General features: G+C 67.2%; 17 protein-coding genes. 12 read left to right on the top strand and 5 right to left on the bottom strand.

The features are described from left to right. Positions 1-236 precede the first annotated feature (236 nt). Both DQP58_RS11035 and DQP58_RS11030 read left to right on the top strand, forming a co-directional pair. Complete coding sequence (locus DQP58_RS11035; protein WP_112708430.1) at positions 237-941, top strand: DUF899 domain-containing protein; 705 nt, start codon at positions 237-239, stop codon at positions 939-941. Then, positions 938-1,411: an SRPBCC family protein gene (locus DQP58_RS11030; protein WP_112708429.1), complete on the top strand. Its 474-nt coding sequence runs from the start codon at positions 938-940 to the stop codon at positions 1,409-1,411. The genes DQP58_RS11035 and DQP58_RS11030 overlap by 4 nt, the downstream gene beginning before the upstream one ends. A gap of 12 nt (positions 1,412-1,423) precedes the next feature. Here DQP58_RS11030 and DQP58_RS11025 read toward each other — a convergent pair whose 3' ends face one another. Then, positions 1,424-2,209, bottom strand: a complete 786-nt coding sequence (locus tag DQP58_RS11025) for an ArsR/SmtB family transcription factor (protein ID WP_112708428.1) — start codon at positions 2,207-2,209, stop codon at positions 1,424-1,426. Positions 2,210-2,273: 64 nt separating this feature from the next. On the opposite strand from DQP58_RS11025, the gene DQP58_RS11020 reads away from it, so the two are divergent. From DQP58_RS11020 to DQP58_RS10995, 6 genes are all read left to right on the top strand, one after another. Then, a complete protein-coding gene (locus DQP58_RS11020) occupies positions 2,274-2,717 on the top strand; it encodes a nuclear transport factor 2 family protein (RefSeq protein ID WP_165827841.1) in 444 nt (147 codons plus the stop codon). Between the two features lie 60 nt (positions 2,718-2,777). After that, the gene (locus tag DQP58_RS11015; RefSeq protein WP_112708427.1) at positions 2,778-4,082 is read left to right on the top strand and encodes a cytochrome P450; all 1,305 of its coding nucleotides are present in this window, start codon (positions 2,778-2,780) and stop codon (positions 4,080-4,082) included. Positions 4,083-4,267: 185 nt separating this feature from the next. Beyond that, on the top strand, positions 4,268-5,824 hold the full coding sequence (locus tag DQP58_RS11010) for a biotin carboxylase (RefSeq protein ID WP_240629736.1): 1,557 nt from the start codon (positions 4,268-4,270) through the stop codon (positions 5,822-5,824). Further along, positions 5,821-6,999: a serine hydrolase domain-containing protein gene (locus DQP58_RS11005; RefSeq protein ID WP_112708426.1), complete on the top strand. Its 1,179-nt coding sequence runs from the start codon at positions 5,821-5,823 to the stop codon at positions 6,997-6,999. Before DQP58_RS11010 ends, DQP58_RS11005 begins: the two co-directional genes overlap by 4 nt. 129 nt (positions 7,000-7,128) lie before the next feature. Then, on the top strand, positions 7,129-7,482 hold the full coding sequence (locus DQP58_RS11000) for a DUF732 domain-containing protein (RefSeq protein ID WP_240629734.1): 354 nt from the start codon (positions 7,129-7,131) through the stop codon (positions 7,480-7,482). A 60-nt stretch (positions 7,483-7,542) separates the two neighbouring features. Further along, positions 7,543-8,085: an FKBP-type peptidyl-prolyl cis-trans isomerase gene (locus DQP58_RS10995; RefSeq protein ID WP_430915883.1), complete on the top strand. Its 543-nt coding sequence runs from the start codon at positions 7,543-7,545 to the stop codon at positions 8,083-8,085. Positions 8,086-8,115: 30 nt separating this feature from the next. On the opposite strand, the gene DQP58_RS10990 is transcribed toward DQP58_RS10995, so the two are convergent. Then, the gene (locus tag DQP58_RS10990; RefSeq protein ID WP_112708424.1) at positions 8,116-8,559 is read right to left on the bottom strand and encodes a limonene-1,2-epoxide hydrolase family protein; all 444 of its coding nucleotides are present in this window, start codon (positions 8,557-8,559) and stop codon (positions 8,116-8,118) included. Positions 8,560-8,657: 98 nt separating this feature from the next. Then, on the bottom strand, positions 8,658-10,955 hold the full coding sequence (locus DQP58_RS10985; RefSeq protein ID WP_112708423.1) for a SpoIIE family protein phosphatase: 2,298 nt from the start codon (positions 10,953-10,955) through the stop codon (positions 8,658-8,660). A gap of 240 nt (positions 10,956-11,195) precedes the next feature. Here DQP58_RS10985 and DQP58_RS10980 point away from each other — a divergent pair, with 240 nt between their 5' ends. Further along, entirely contained in the window at positions 11,196-11,849 is a 654-nt protein-coding gene (locus DQP58_RS10980; RefSeq protein ID WP_112708422.1) for a heme oxygenase (biliverdin-producing), read from the top strand. Positions 11,850-11,863: 14 nt separating this feature from the next. Here DQP58_RS10980 and DQP58_RS10975 read toward each other — a convergent pair whose 3' ends face one another. Further along, entirely contained in the window at positions 11,864-12,508 is a 645-nt protein-coding gene (locus DQP58_RS10975; protein WP_165827840.1) for a class I SAM-dependent methyltransferase, read from the bottom strand. A gap of 66 nt (positions 12,509-12,574) precedes the next feature. Next, positions 12,575-13,336, bottom strand: a complete 762-nt coding sequence (locus tag DQP58_RS10970) for an SDR family NAD(P)-dependent oxidoreductase (protein ID WP_112708420.1) — start codon at positions 13,334-13,336, stop codon at positions 12,575-12,577. 293 nt (positions 13,337-13,629) lie between these two features. Here DQP58_RS10970 and DQP58_RS10965 point away from each other — a divergent pair, with 293 nt between their 5' ends. From DQP58_RS10965 to DQP58_RS10955, 3 genes are read left to right on the top strand one after another with little or no spacing between them, the layout of a single operon-like run. Next, the gene (locus tag DQP58_RS10965) at positions 13,630-14,313 is read left to right on the top strand and encodes a GAP family protein (protein WP_112708419.1); all 684 of its coding nucleotides are present in this window, start codon (positions 13,630-13,632) and stop codon (positions 14,311-14,313) included. Positions 14,314-14,365: 52 nt separating this feature from the next. Next, the gene (locus DQP58_RS10960) at positions 14,366-15,133 is read left to right on the top strand and encodes a class I SAM-dependent methyltransferase (protein ID WP_112708418.1); all 768 of its coding nucleotides are present in this window, start codon (positions 14,366-14,368) and stop codon (positions 15,131-15,133) included. Positions 15,134-15,174: 41 nt separating this feature from the next. Next, positions 15,175-15,330, top strand: coding sequence for an aldehyde dehydrogenase family protein (locus DQP58_RS10955; RefSeq protein ID WP_240629732.1), 156 nt, complete (start codon positions 15,175-15,177; stop codon positions 15,328-15,330).

Raw genomic sequence — 15,330 nt, 5'->3', positions numbered from 1 at the left:
TGGGACCTCCCTCGTAACGCCCCATTAATCGAACCCAGCGCGGGCATGGAGGTCAATAGCGTTTTCTGCGCTACGGCAGCGGCCAGGCGCGTGTCATTTCCGCTAGCGCCGGCGCTAGCGCAGATGCGATGCACCGATTGGATCAGCGGCAGCGGCGTCGGGGGCGTGCCGATGAATTTTGGACGCTGGACCGGTCAGACCTTTCGGACGGACAATTCGAGAGCAAAGGTGGAGCCATGTCCCCCGAAAACACGGCCTTGCCGCCGGTCGTCGATCACCAAACCTGGCGTGCCGCGCTGGACGAACTGCGTAAACGCGAGAAGGCGGCCACCCGCGAACTGGACGCGATCGCCGCCCAGCGGCGCCGGCTGCCCATGGTCGAGTTGCCCGACTACACCCTGGCGGGTGCCGACGGGCCCATCCGCCTGGTCGACGTGTTCGACGGCCGCTCGCAGTTGATCGTCTATCACCACATGTGGGCCGACGGCGCGGAATGGCAGTGCAGCGGGTGCACCGGCTTCACGTCGCAATTCACCCGACTGGAATTCCTTGAGAACTACGACGCCCGGTTCGTCATCGTCACCAACGGACCGATCGAGGAAGCGCTGGCCTACAAGCGGAGAGTCAGCAATCGGATGCAGTGGTACTCGTCAGCGCAGAGCCCGTTCGGCGCTGACATGGACGCCCCGCCCGGCGGCGGGTTCGGCGTGAACGTGTTCCTGCGCGACGGCGACACGGTGTATCGCACCTGGCACACGAACGGGCGAGGCACCGAGCAACTCAGTCACTCGTTCGGGTTGATCGACATTCTGCCGTGGGGTCGGCAAGAGGAATGGCTCGATTCGCCGCCAGGGTGGCCGTCGCGGCCCACCTACTCGGGATGGCTCGACTCCCCCGCCATCGCGGCCGTGTATGGAGGCACGACTGAGGCCAATCCGTGAGCGGCGCCGAACGTTTCGTCGTCACCCGCACCATCGCCGCCACCCCGGCCGCGATCTTCGCAATCCTCGCCGACCCGTCCCGTCACCAGCACATCGAGCCCACGGATTGGGTCCGCGACGCCGTGGACACCGCGCCGATCACCGGCGCGGGGCAGATGTTCGCGATGAACATGTACCTCACCGCGGCGGGTGGCGACTACGTCACCCACAACCTGGTGCACGTGTTCGAGCGGGACCGCGCCATTGCCTGGATGCCGGGGCTCATCGACGACGCGGGCAACCACTCTCCCGGCGGCTGGTTCTGGCGGTACGACCTGGTGCCGAGCGGCGACCGAACCGACGTCACACTCACGTACGACTGGAGCGGCACGCCGCAGGCCTTCCGGGACCGGGTTGGCGAGATGCCCATCTTCGGCGAGGATTACCTGGCTACGTCGCTGGCCGCTCTCGAGCGCTCGGTCGCCGGTTGACCAGCTAACCGGTCAATCCCAGCTCGTGGGCAGGCCGAAGGTGTCGCTGAGGCCTTGCCGTCCGGCATCGGTGAGCACCACCGCGCGGCATTGGTTGAGGTGACGGATCCAGTCCAGGTCGAACAGGCGCCGGGTAAGCGCCGCCCCGAGCGCGCCGGCGAGGTGGTGGCGTTGTTCGGACCAGTCCACGCAGTAACGGATCATGGGCCTGCTGCGGTCGAGCGCGGCCAGGTCAATTGCCAAGGCGCCGAAGGTTTCTCGTCCCTTCGCGGTGAGCCGGTAGGTCACGTCGCCACCTGGAGCGGACAGTCGGTCGGCGGCGGCGACACCGGGACGATGGCGTCCGTCGCCGCCGGCGAGCAGGTTCTGGTCGAGCATCGCGCTCATGATGGCAACCCCCAGCCTGCCGGCGAGGTGGTTGTAACAGGTGCGGGCGCGCCGCAGGGCGTGCGCGCGTGTCCCTTGGCGCAGGGAACGGATCGGCTCTGGCGCAGCGATTCGGGCGAGCGCCTCCAGGGCTTCGGCGACCGGTGGGCCGGCCAGCCGGAAGTAGCGGGCGCGGCCTTCACGGTGCACCGTCAGCAGGCCGGCATCGACCAGTCGGGCGAGGTGTTCGCTGGCCGTCGAAGCGGCCACTCCGGCTTCGGTGGCCAGCACGCTCGCGGGCAGCGCGCGCCCGTCGAGCAACGCCATCAATACCCGTGCCCGGGCACGCTCGCCGATCAGTGCGGCAACACTGCCGATGTCGGCGTCACCGCCATGCCGGGCGGCGACGGCGAGCGCGGGATCGCTGGACATGACACCACGATAAGCGGCGGACATTTCGGGCCGCACCGAAGCAATTCGGCGTCACGATGGGGTCATGGACAGCGACGACACCGCAACGCACACGACCACCCCGCGGGGCGCCATCGAGGCGGTGGTGCGGGCCTGGGAAAGCGCCCTGGCCGCTCATGACCTGGATGCCCTGCTGGCCTGTTATGCCACCGACGCGACCTTGGAAAGCCCGCTGGTCGCCCACATCACCGGCAAGGACGGAGTCCGCCGGGGGCACGCGCAGCTACGGCCGTTTCTCGCCGAGGTGGTAGCTCGCACCCCGAAGCTGCGCGCCTATCACCGGGCCGGCTTTTTCACCGACGGTCGGCGGGTGACCTGGGAGTATCCACGTGTGACACCAGACGGTGAGCAAATGGACTTCGTCGAGGTGATGGAGATCGACGGCGGCTTGATTCAGGCCCACCGGGTGTATTGGGGCTGGCGTGGCGTCCAGGTCCTGATGCGGGACGAATACCACCGGGATTCCTAGCGCCGGTGACTTTGCCGCGTGCACCTATCCATTCCGCAAGGTAGGGCGAACAATACGGAGATGGCCCTCAAAACCCGGTCGCACTGGCTGCTCGGGTACGGACTGGCTCGCGCGACGCTGAAGCTGCTGGCTCGCCGAGGCGACCCGTTCGCCAGGCTGGTGATCGACAACAACCAGCCGGGCAACGCGCACCGGCTCATCGAGCAGATCCGCGAACGGGGGCGCCTGTCGGCGGTGATCGGCGGCTGGGTCACCGCCGATGCGCAGATCGTCCGAGAGGTGTTGCGGGACGACAGGTTTCGGACCGCCAAACCCCGTGATCGCTCGCCTTTTCGCATCGCTCGGTGGGCGCTTGCGACAACGAATCCCGGCGTACTGAACGGTCTTGAGCCGCCGTCCTTATTGGTCATTGACCCACCCGAGCATGAGCGCCTCCGACGCCTGGTGTCGCGGGCATTCACCCCGCGGGCGACCGATCGGCTACGCCATCGCATCCAAGAGATTGTCGACGCCCTGCTCGACGACCTCGGCGACAACGGTCGTTGCGACCTGATCGCCGACTACGCCTCCCAGATTCCCATCGAGGTCATCGCCGAGCTGCTGGGAATCCCCCACACCGAAATCCCTTACCTCTACGCAATCGCCGAGCCGGGCGCCAAGCTGCTCACCACCACGGTGCCCGCGTGGCGGGACTTCGAGACCGCCCTCGCGGCCCTGCGCGAGTTCGAAGGCTGCCTCGAAACGCACATCGAACGGCTGCGCCGCAACGGCGGCGATAACAGCGTCCTGTCGGCGGTGCTGCAGGACAGCGAACTCACCGCGCTGGAAGTCAAAATGTTTGCGGGCCTCCTGCTCGGCGCCGGCTTCATCACCACCACCCACGCCTTCGGTAATGCCATCACGGCGCTGGTCGATCACCCCGACCAGCTGGCCCGCCTCCTAGCGCACCCCGAAGGCTGGCCCAACGCGGTCGAAGAAACGCTGCGCTACCACTCCGTCGCCCAATTCGCCGCCCGGGTGGCCACCCAAACGCTGCAGATCGACGGCCACACCGTGCGGGCGGGATCGACCGTCTTCCTCAGCATCGCCGGCGCCAACCGCGATCCGGCCGTCTTCGAACGACCCGACGAATTCGACACCACCAGGGTCAACGCCCGCGACCACATCGGCTTTGGTACCGGTATCCACGCCTGCCTCGGCGCGCCGCTCGCCCGGATGGAACTCAACATCGGGTTGCGCGCCCTCTTCGAACGATTCCCCCAACTCACCCTCGCCGGCGAACCGACCCCTAACGACAGCACCCTGCTGCACGGAGTCAAGCACCTCCCGGTCCATCTCGGGCCCGCCAGCGTCAACGCCGGCTGACCGCACCACCGTCTCACCACACGGCCGAGATCTCGCGGATTAGATCAAACCGGTTGCGGGACAACGGCATAAACGCCAACCGCGGCCCTTGCGGCAAGGACCGTCATCCGGGCGGCTATCGGCGTTCGGCGCCGTTTCGCCTTCGACACGGGCGCCGACAGGGCGCACACTTGTCGAATGGAGGTATGTCATTTCATCGGCGTTGCGCCGAATGCACCGCATCTGGCCGCGCCGCCACCCTGGCCCCGGGTTCGGGCCACGATGTCACCGCGACCGACGTGACGGGACCCCAGCAGCGTCAGACGCTGAACGGCCTGTCGGACATCCGCGCGTTCTTCCACACGAACAAGGTGCCGCTCTTCTTCATCTCGCCCACGCCGTTCAACCTGCTCGGCGTGGACCGTTGGATACGAAACTTCTTCTACCTCACCTACTTTGACTCCTTCGAGGGCACACACTCGCGCGTGTTCGTGCCCCGGCGGCGCGACCGCCGCGATTTCGACTCCATGGACGAGGTGTGCAGCCATCTGCTGTCCGATCCCGAGACGGTCGAGTTCATCGCCGGTAAGGGGCCGGGAGGTAAGTGCTGCTTTGTGATGCTGAACGAGGAAATTCAGGCACTCGCGCGGTCGGCGGGCCTCGACGTCATGCATCCGCCGATCGAGTTGCGGCAGCGCCTGGGCTCCAAGATCGTCATGACGCGGTTGGCCGACGAGGCGGGGGTGCCGAGCGTGCCTAATACGATCGGGCGGGCCGACTCCTACGACGACCTGCTGGCGCTCGCGCAAAACGCCGGATTGGGAGATGACCTGGTGATCTCGATCGCTTACGGCAACGCCGGCAGCGGGACGTTCTTTGTGCACGGTCAGCGCGACTGGGACCAGCACGCCGGTGATCTGGTGGGGCAAGACCTCAAGGTGATGAAGCGGATCCGCAATGTCGAGGTGTGCCTCGAGGGCGCCGTGACCCGGCATGGCACCGTGGTGGGCCCCGCGATGACGAGTCTCGTCGGTTATTCGGAACTCACTCCGAGCCGGGGCAGCTGGTGCGGCAACGACATCTGGCGCGAGGTGTTGCCGCCCGCCCAGACGCATGCCGCGCGAGAAATGGTGGCAAAGCTGGGCGATGTCATGCGGCGCGAGGGCTACCGCGGCTACTTCGAGGTGGACCTGCTGCACGATCTGGACGCCGACGAGCTCTACCTCGGCGAGGTGAATCCGCGGCTGAGCGGTGCCAGCCCGATGACCAACCTCACCACCGAGGCATATGCCGATATGCCGCTGTTCCTCTTTCATCTGCTCGAGTACATGGACGTGGAGTACGAACTCGACATCGAGGAGATCAATTCGCGCTGGGAGCGGGGCTATGGCGAAGACGAGGTCTGGGGCCAGGTGATCATCACCGAGACGTCGCCGGATATCGAGCTCTTCACCGCGACGCCACGCACCGGGGTGTGGCGGATCGACGACGATGGCCGGGTCTCCTTCTCGCGAACCGCCAACGACTGGGCCACGCTGCTCGACGGCTCCGAGGCCTTCTACATGCGGGTCGCCGCACCCGGCGACTTGCGTTCGCAGGGCGCCCAACTCGGTGTGCTCGTCACCCGCTCACACCTGCAGACGGACGACTATCGGCTCAGCGAGCGCTGCCAGCGCTGGGTCAAGGGGATGAAGTCGAAATTCGTCTCGACACCGTTGACGCCGGCCGCGCCGATCGTTTCTCGGCTCGTCGCACGAGCGTGAAAGGCGCCCCGGCCGGCATCGCACTGGACAACTGGCTGTCGGCGCCGTACGCGCGGTGGTCGTTCCAGCACGTCGAAGACTTCGTGCCGACCGCGGTCATCTCGCGCGGCGCCGGGCCGGTCGCGGCGTTGCCCGCAGCTACGGCCGATCTGTCGGCCATCCCGGTGACCGGAACGGACGGCACGGACACCACCGTCGGCGCGGTGTTGGGGGGCGCCGGCACCGACGGGTGGGCCGTCGCCTGCCGCGGTGCGATCGTGGCCGAGGAATATCTGGACGGCCTGGGCGCCCGGAGTCCGCACCTGTTGTTCTCGGTGAGCAAGTCGCTGGTGGGCGCGGTGGCGGGTGTGTTGCACGGGGCCGGTGCGATCGACCTCGACGCGCTGGTAACGAAATATGTTCCCGCCCTTCATGATTGCGGCTACGCCGGTGCGACGGTGCGTCACCTGCTGGACATGAGGTCGGGTATCGCGTTCTCGGAGAACTACGACGACCCGGCCGCGCAGATACACCTTCTCGACCAGGCAATGGGGTGGGCACCCAGGAGAACTCCAAACGCTCCTGCCACGCTGCAGGAGTTCCTGCTGAGCTTGCGCCGGCAGCGCGCTCACGGCGGCCCATTCGAATACCGTTCCTGTGAAACCGATGTGCTGGGCTGGATCTGCGAGGTCGCCGGTGCTGAACGGATGCCGGGGCTGATGTCGGAGTTGCTGTGGAGCCGCATCGGCGCGCAATGCGACGCCACCATCGGCGTCGACGCCGAGGGCACCGGGTTTTTCGACGGTGGTATCAGCGCCTGCCTCACCGACCTGATCCGGTTCGGGTCGCTGTTCTTGCGCGATGGCGTCTCGCTGACCGGCCGGCAAGTGGTGCCGGCGGCGTGGGTCGCCGACACCCTCGACGGCGGGCCCGACTCGCGTCAGGCGTTCGCCGCCAGTCCCGACGACAACGAGATGCCAGGCGGCATGTACCGCAACCAGATGTGGTTCCCCTACCCGGGCAGAAACGTCGTGTTGTGCCAAGGCATGTGCGGTCAGATGATCTATGTCAACCGCGCCGCGGAGGTGGTCGCCGCCAAGTTATCCACGCAACTAAAGACTCATGAGCCGCACATGTCCGACACCCTGCGCGCCTTCGATGCCGCGGCGCGCGAATTGGCTGGAATCCCCGGCTAGCCGACCGCAGTCAGTCGGATATCTCGGCGAGCCGTTTGGCCGAACTCCGGATATTCTGCATGTCTGTCTCGCTGTGGAGCAGCACGCTTTTGGCGGCCTCTATCGCCGCCAGGATCGGAAGGGAATCGAATGCCCTCACCCCGTTGGCCGGTCGCACTCGCCGTATCCCTGCTGGCCGCCGCGGCACTGCTCAGCACCGCCGGCGTCGCGGCTGCGAGCCCCCAAGATGATGCGTACCTCGCGCAACTGCGTGCCGTCGGCCTGACCTGGCCGCCGAAGACGGACGAGGCGCTGATCGCCGAAGCACACGACGTGTGTTACGACCTGACCTGGGGTTGGACGCCGCAACAGATCGCCGACGATCTTCACGGCCGCTTGGACACCAAGGGCGTGACGCTGTTGGACGTCGGGAGCCTGGTCAACGCCGCCCACTCGATCTATTGCCCCGGCAATGTGTGCGACGCCCCCAGCCTGTGCACCTGAGGTCCCCCGCCGAGCGACGCGGTAACTGGCTGTAGCGTGACGGCCGTGAAGTCCTCCCGGATGTATTCCTCCGTCGCGCTCGCGGCTTCGGTCGCAGCAACCGTTCTGACGCTCGCCGGAGCGGGCACGGCCACCGCGGCCGGCTCGTGTCCGACCGCGGCACCGCAAAACGGTGCAACGCCCGACTGGACGTTGAGCGGTACCACGGGCAGCGTCGCGGTCACCGGATCCACGGACACCACCGCTCCGCTGGTGAAGGTGACCACACCGTTCAGCGTGGGCCAGACCCAGGTGCACACGCTGCGCGCCGGAGACGGCCCGGTGGTCTCCAACACCGCCCGCGTCTCCGTCTGCTACATGGGCGTCAACGGGCGTGACGGATCTGTCTTCGACAGCAGCTACCAGCGCGGCGCCCCGGTCGACTTCCCGCTCACGGGGGTCGTGCCGGGCTTTCAGAAGGCCATCGCGGGACAGAAGGTCGGGTCGACGGTCGCCGTCGCGATGGTGCCCGCGGATGGCTACCCCGAAGGTCAGCCCAGCGCCGGCATCCAGCCCGGTGACTCGCTTGTCTTCGCGATCAAGATCCTTGGCGCCACCGGCTAGCTCGGGCCGCCAAATCCCTTGTGCCGCAGATCAATCGCCTAGCGGCGCGAACATGAGCGCGGGATCTATGCCGAGTTGTCCAGCGACGTGAGTGGTGTCCCAGTACTCACGCCAGTGCGTAATCGCGCCGTCGCGAACGTCGAAGAGCGCGGTGACGTGGAAGGTGACGGCCACGCCGTTCATGGCGTTCACGTCGACGCGTTCGACGACGACGGTGTCGTTGTCGGACACGATCGTGCGGATCTCGCTCCCCTCGAGCATTCCCGTCGCCAGGGTGTTGTGCTTCTCGAGTTCCGCGCGCGCCGCGTCACGTCCCCGCACCACCGGTGACAGCGGCACGTGCAGCTGCCACTCGAAGTCGTCGGCCATGAGCGCGGTCATCGCATCAACGTCCATGCTCTTGCCGTAAGCGGCATGTATGAAATCGACCACGATTCTTTCGTTGTCGTTTTTGGTCGCAACGCTTTTCGCCATCTCATTGTCCTTTGGGGGGCGGTCACGGTTCGCTATTGGTCGAACTGTAGATGGCAGTCGCCCGAAAAGGCGTTGATATACGAATCGCTTAACGCGTGTCAGGGCCGGAGCAGCGTGATGATGGTGACGTCGTCGTCGGTATGGCCCGACGCCATCGCGGTCCAGATCCGGGACGCCGTCGCATCGCCCGCCCGGCCGAGGGTCGCGGCCAAGAGATCGAGCCCGTCGTCGATCGACTCGCCGCGGCGCTCCACGAGGCCGTCGGAGAACAGGACCAATCCGTGTCCGGGTCCGACGGTGACTGTGCTGGGGGCGTAGCTGACACCCTTGATGCCGATCGGTGGGGAGAGCTTGATGGGCGCCGGGACCGCCTCGCCGACACCGTTGCCGGTCAGGTCCGTCACGTACGGCAGTAAGTGACCGGCCGAGGCGGCCTCCACCCGACCCGAATCGAGATCAACCCGCGCGGCGATGACCGTGGCGAATGCGCCGGGCAGCATGTGCAGGCAGAACTCGTTGAGCTGTTCGAGCGCCTCGGCCGGTGTGGCTCCGGTGAACAGTTGGGCGCGCAGCGCGTTGCGCAGCGCGGCCATGGTGCCGGCCGCGGCGATGCCGTGCCCGGCCACGTCGCCGATCAGCACGATCAGCCGGCCGTCGCGGAGCTCGAACGCGTCGTACCAATCGCCGCCGACGTTGTCCCCCGCCGCCGGTTCGTAATGCGCGGACAGGCGCCAGTTGTCGAGGGCGGGGATGGATTCGGGTAGCAGGCTGCGCTGCAGTGTCTCCGCCAGGCGCAGCGCTCCGCGCGTGCGGCGGTATAACGACTCGACCAGGTGGCGCCGCAGGGATCCGGCGGAGTCGGTCTCGCTCGGCGACCAGGGTTCGCTGCGCCCATGCACGATCTCGCGCCATCGGTCGAACGATTTGCGCGGGCTGAGGCGATACTGGTCGCCCTCGCTGATCGCGATCGACTTGTTGTAGGGGTCGCCGCCCCAGTCCACCGAGCGCAGCACCTCTCGGCGGAACCAGATCGCGTATTGCCCGTCGGGCAGATTGAGCGCCAGCGCGCCGGCGGCCACCTGCGGATCCAGCTCGAGCTCCGGCAGCGCCCGAGACAGGCACTCGCTGCTCGCGATCTCGTCGTCCACCTCGCGCGCCCAGGCGGCGATGGCGGCCACGACTTCCGGCGGTGGAACCGAGCCGCGCGCGCGGAAGTCGCCTCCGATGTCGACGACCACGCCGTCGGCGGGCACCAGATCGAGCAGGTCCGGCGCTCCGAGCAACGCCGCCGATAGCGGCTCGCCGTCGTCCAGCGTGGCGGCGGTGAGCTTGGCCAAGATGGCCTGCGCGGCCAGGCGCTTGTGCAGTTGTTCATCCTCGAACCGGTCGACGAGTCGCAGCGACAGGGTCGAGCCGAGGAATTCGGCCGCCGCCCGGGTGCCGAACGGTGGCAGGTGTGGTCCGGTGTAGTGGTGGCAGGCGATCAACCCCCACAGCCGGCCCTGCCGCAACAGCGAGATCGACATCGATGCGTGCACACCCATGTTCTGCAGATACTCGATATGGATGGGCGAAACGCTGCGCAGCGTGGCATACGTCAGGTCCAGCGGCGTGCTGCTCGCCGGGTCGATGCTCGGCACCAGCGGCGCCGGCGCGTAGTCGACATCGGAGATCAGTCGGATCCAGTTCTTCTCATACAGAGCGCGCGCCTGCGCCGGGATATCGGTCGAGGGGTAGTGCAGGCCCAGGAAGGAGTTGAGGTCGTCGCGCTTGCACTCGGCCACGACTTCGCCGTTGTATTCCTCGTCGTAGCGATACACCATGACCCGGTCGAAGCCGGTCAGGTCCCGGACGGCGCGCGCCGCGATGGCGTACAGCTCGGTCAGCGTGGCGGCACGGTTCAACTCCTCGACCGCGCCGCGGACCGCCTGGTAGGTGTTCGGGAAGGAGAACGGCCGCTCGCCGTAGGCGATTTCGAGCTCAACCAACAACACGCCACCCGGCTCGCGGTGCAGGATCGCGTCGAAGGCCCGCGACTCGCCGGCGACCTCGATGGTGAGCTCGAGCGGGTTGTTCTGACGCAGACTGCCGAAAGTCTGCGCCGTGCGCTCGATGCGGGCGGCTTGTTCGGAACCGAGCAGCGCGGACAGGTGCCGGCCGAGCACGGCTTCGACGGGACGGTCGAGCAGATCGGCGACGTTGGCGCTGACCTGGCGCACTTCGAACGCGGGTTCGTGTACCACCGCGAGCACCCCGCGCGGCTGAATGCTACCGGGGATGTGGATCGGCTCGCGCGCACAGTTGTCCAGGTCGATGGGAGTGCCGACCGGTACGAGATCGTCGATCGGCTGATCCGCGGACGCCGACGGCGCGACGTGCCGCTCGTCGCCGGTCACGCGAGCCGCTTCATTGGATTGGTAAGGGGTGGCAGCCAGACCTCCAAGCTATCAATGTGCGTCCCCGTTCGCCGACCAGGACAGCCGCGATTCGCGTGCCCTGGCAGATTCGCCCGGTAGTGACTTCCCCACGCGCCCAAGAAATTTTCCCCCTCCGACGGCGGTACGCGCCGTCGACTCCGGTTGGCCTCGCTGCGCTAACCGCTCCCGCCGCGCTCACCAAGGTAATCTGAGCAGGTCATGTGCTCGGTCGCCGTCCCAACAACCCGCCGTCTGTCGGTCGCGATGAAGCAGGGCTCGGCGGCCGAACACGACGCCGCCGAGCAGAGCCCATTCATGTCCGAACTGCTCGCCGGCCGGATCGGCGCCCCGGGCTATTGCGAGTACTTGCTTCGGTTGCGCGTGGTGTACGCCGCCCTCGAGGACGCCGTGCGGGCGCGCCGCCACGATTCCATGGTTGCCGCCGTGTACGACCCCGCATTGGAGCGCCTGACTGCTATCGACGCCGACCTCGACCACTGGCTGCCCCCGGGTGCCGCACACGAAGTCGACTCCCCGGCGGCGACGGTCTACGCCGAGCGGCTCGGCGCCCTCACGTGGGGTGGCGCCCTGGTGGCCCACCACTACACGCGCTATCTCGGGGACCTCTCCGGAGGCCGGGGCATCGGCAAAATCCTGGATCGCACCTTCGATCTTCGGGGCGCCGGGCTTGCGTTCTATGAATTCCCGGTGCGGCCCAAACCGTATAAGGACGCCTATCGTGCCCGCCTCGACGCGCTGTGTCCCGACACCGACGAAATCGATCGCATAGTCGGCGAGGTGAAATACGCCTTCGGCCTGAACCAGGCCCTCCTCGATGAACTGTCCGACGGCGTGCCGGACTGTCGGCGCTAAATCACACTCCGGCATCACACTTTGGCGCAATCCCAGCGAACCCGTGCGGCGGCGAACCAGGTGCCGTCGAAGAGCACCTCTCCCCCGAGTTCGTCGGCCAGTTGGCGACCGCCGAGGTAGCGCTTGTAAACGCGGTGACGCGATCCGTCATTCAAGGTCCGCTCTTGCCATTGCTCAGGTTCCACCCCTGCGCGAAGCGCGGAGTCGATGACGATCAGCTCCCCGGCTATCCGGCGCGCCTCGGTGAGAAAGGCTTGGCGTTCGTCGGCCGGAAGATGTCCGTAGAAGTGCCCGGTCAACACGCGGTCGAAGGCCTTGTCCGCGAAAGGCAACGACAACGCGTCAGCGATGACCGCTACGCCGTGGGGCAACCGCGATTGGGTCAATTCGACCATCGCGCGGCTTTGGTCCGCTCCCACCACGACGCCACGTAGGTGGCGGGTCAAAAATCCGCTACCGCAGGCGGCGTCCAGCGTGCGCGCGACCGGCAGGTCGGCAACCAGCCTCACCACCCGCTCGACCTCTGCGCTCCACCCTGGCCGGTCACGCTGAGCGAATTGCCCTTGTCCCAAATACCATTCGTCGTATTCGGCGGCGCGCCGGTCGTAATAGGCCGCCGTATTGGGGTCTCGGGCGAAGGCCGGGGAAGTTGGTGGCATTCGGTCAGTCTTCATCGAGCGCCGACCGATGGCCACCCATTTACGCGCGCTGACTCGTCGGACGGATCAGACCTGGTTGAATCCGCCGTCGGCGCTGACGGTCGATCCGGTGGTGAAGCTGGACAGATCGCTGGCCAAAAAGACTGCGGCATTGGCGATCTCCACAGGGTCGGCGAAGCGGCCCAGCGGGATGGTGGCGATGCGGCCGGCGCGGAACTCCTCGACCGAAGCGTCGGGGTCGGTCTGCGCGGCCAGCGCGTCGCTTCCGGGGGTGGCCGTGGACCCGGCAACGATGACGTTGACCCGGATGCTGCGGTCGGCGAGTTCGTTGGCCCAGGCGCGGGCCAGGGATCGGACGGCGGCCTTGATGGCGGCGTAGATGCTCAGCCCGGGGCGACCGCGGTCGGCGGTGGTGGAGCCGGTCAGAATGACGGAGGCGCCGTCGTTGAGCAGCGGCAGCGCCTTTTGCACGGTGTACACGACGCCCTTGACGTTGGTGGTCAGCAGTGCATCGAGGTCGTCATCGGTGATCTCCCCCAGCCGCGCCACCCTCGTCGATCCGGCGTTGGCCATCACGATGTCGAGGCCCGTACCGGCGGCCGCGACCTGGGCGTAGAGCCGGTCCAGATCTTCCGGCGTTCCGACGTCACCGCGCACGGCGGTCACGCGAGGCCCCAATGTGCTTGCTGCAGCGTCAAGTTCGGGCTGACGTCGACCCGTGATGAACACCCTGTCGGCGCCTTCGGCGAGAAACCGCTCGGCGGTGGCTAACCCGATCCCGGAGTTGGCGCCGGTGATGACGGCGGTCTTGTGGTCGAGCAATCCCATTCGGTTCTCTCCTCGGGTCGGCGTGCCGTCACCGTTGAAACCGCGGCCGCGAATCCGCGCGCCGCCGCCTCGATGATGCCGTGGATGACCTGCGCCGAAACCGTCGGCCCTGTGCGTCCTGCCCGTCGAGCACGGGATCACCGATCGTGAACCCGGAAACCCTCACCCGACACGTTCTCACCCGAACTCGTATTCTCTGCAGCATGATCGCCGCCTTGATCCTGACGCCGAGGTCAGCGCGCAGCCCGCTGCCGGCGGCCGCTATATCCGCGCGCTAGGCCCGGTGCGGACGCGTGGCGGCTCTGGCATTGGCGCTTGCCGGTCTGGCGTTTCTCGACTCGCTCAACGTGCTCAACGTGGGAGTGGTTTCGGCCGTCATCTTCGACAGCCGGCTGGGGCGCCGGTCTCCGCTTCCCGGAGCCCTGAGTTACGTCGCGGGCGTGTTCGCGGTGACGACCACGTTCGGCGTGTGCACCGTGCTGGGCATCGGCTTCATCACCGAGGTCCTCGACTTTCACCTGACACCGGCCATTCGTTTCCGGGGCGAACTGCTGCTGGGCATCGCGTTGATCTGCTTGGCCTACTTTCCGGTGACCGCACAGTCGTCGGCACCCGGCTGGGCGTTGGCGGCGATGCGGCAACGGCCCTGGCTGCTCGGATTCCTAGGACTGGCGGTGGGCAGTGGCCAGGCCCCCACCGCCGTGCCCTACCTCACCGGCTTGGCGATGCTCGCCGCGGTGCACCCGCGGCCGCCGCTCTGGCCGTTGGTCATCCTCGTCTACTGGGCCATCGCCCTGTCGCCGCCGCTGCTGATCCTTGCCCTCTCGATGAGAAAAACCATGCGGGCCAAGCGCATTCAGCGCGCGATCGTGCGCGCCCTCACCCGCTACGGGCCGATGTCGGTGCGGCTGTTGTTCCTGGTTTTCGGAACCGGGCTCATCGCCGACGCGCTCGTCAACCACAGCGCGCTGTGGTGAGGTGGCACGACTTCTCATCTGGTGCACAGCGAGCTGGATTACCTTGTCGCGTGTGACCGATCGCCACGAACGCGCAATGTCCTTCGGCTCGATCGCCGAGGACTACGACGGGCTGCGGCCGCAGCCTCCGCAGCGGGCGGTGGACTGGTTGCTGCCGTCGGACTGCGAGCTGGCCGTCGACGTCGGTGCGGGCACCGGTCTGTTCACCCGCACGCTCGTCGGCCGGGCGGCGCACGTCGTCGCCGTCGAGCCCGATGCGCGGATGCGAGCGGTGCTGGCCGAGCGGTCCCCCGGAGTTCGCGCCGTGGCGGGCACCGGTGAGTCGATTCCCCTCCCGAACAACTCCGCCGACGCGGTCTTCGTCTCCTCGGCGTGGCACTGGATGGATCCCGACCGGGCCGTCCCGGAGATCGGCCGCGTGCTGCGCGACGGCGGTCGGTTCGGGCTGATCTGGACCAGTCGCGACCGCGACGTGGACTGGGTCCGCGACCTTGAGGTGCTGCCCAAAGACGACACGTCCGAACTGGATGCGCCCGACCGCTTCCGCCGGCGCCACGAGAACGTTGTACTGCCGGATCCGCAGATATTCCACAACGTCGCGCGCGAGACGTTCGATTTCGTGCGCACGATGACGGTCGACGACATCGTCGCGATGCTCGCCACCTACAGCCGGGTGATCATCGCCTCCCCCGACGACCGCGCGCAGCGGCTCGACAACGCCCGAGCCACCTTGACCGAGCGTTTCCCCGGCGCCGAAGCGATCGACGTCCCCATGCAGTCCCGGTGCTGGCGCGCCGATCGGATCGCCCGCGGCCGGTAAGCGCGACCAAGGACCTGGGGCGCTCCCACCGACTGACCAAGGTGGTCAAAGCCGGAACCGTGGGACTCAACTGCGCTTTTCCCTACGACCACTCGATGCCCTTCGGCGGCTACCAGCAGTGCGGCTGGGGCCACGAGTCCGGCAAGGCCGGCATCGAGACCTACCTACAGACCAAAATCGTCTGGGCCCAGATGTAG

It is taken from the genome of Mycobacterium colombiense (assembly GCF_003284975.1).
Taxonomy (GTDB): domain Bacteria; phylum Actinomycetota; class Actinomycetes; order Mycobacteriales; family Mycobacteriaceae; genus Mycobacterium; species Mycobacterium europaeum_A.
The sequence above is the reverse complement of the archived record's forward strand: the minus strand, read 5'-3'. Positions and strand labels throughout refer to the sequence as shown.

Bases quoted from the DNA above. Each gene is read 5' to 3' on its own strand.
- DQP58_RS11035 (WP_112708430.1), top strand. From the start codon at position 237: ATGTCCCCCGAAAACACGGCCTTGCCGCCGGTCGTCGATCACCAAACC.
- DQP58_RS11025 (WP_112708428.1), bottom strand. From the start codon at position 2,209: ATGTCCAGCGATCCCGCGCTCGCCGTCGCCGCCCGGCATGGCGGTGAC.
- DQP58_RS11020 (WP_165827841.1), top strand. From the start codon at position 2,274: ATGGACAGCGACGACACCGCAACGCACACGACCACCCCGCGGGGCGCC.
- DQP58_RS11015 (WP_112708427.1), top strand. From the start codon at position 2,778: ATGGCCCTCAAAACCCGGTCGCACTGGCTGCTCGGGTACGGACTGGCT.
- DQP58_RS11010 (WP_240629736.1), top strand. From the start codon at position 4,268: ATGTCATTTCATCGGCGTTGCGCCGAATGCACCGCATCTGGCCGCGCC.
- DQP58_RS11000 (WP_240629734.1), top strand. From the start codon at position 7,129: ATGCCCTCACCCCGTTGGCCGGTCGCACTCGCCGTATCCCTGCTGGCC.
- DQP58_RS10995 (WP_430915883.1), top strand. From the start codon at position 7,543: ATGTATTCCTCCGTCGCGCTCGCGGCTTCGGTCGCAGCAACCGTTCTG.
- DQP58_RS10990 (WP_112708424.1), bottom strand. From the start codon at position 8,559: ATGGCGAAAAGCGTTGCGACCAAAAACGACAACGAAAGAATCGTGGTC.
- DQP58_RS10980 (WP_112708422.1), top strand. From the start codon at position 11,196: ATGTGCTCGGTCGCCGTCCCAACAACCCGCCGTCTGTCGGTCGCGATG.
- DQP58_RS10975 (WP_165827840.1), bottom strand. From the start codon at position 12,508: ATGCCACCAACTTCCCCGGCCTTCGCCCGAGACCCCAATACGGCGGCC.
- DQP58_RS10970 (WP_112708420.1), bottom strand. From the start codon at position 13,336: ATGGGATTGCTCGACCACAAGACCGCCGTCATCACCGGCGCCAACTCC.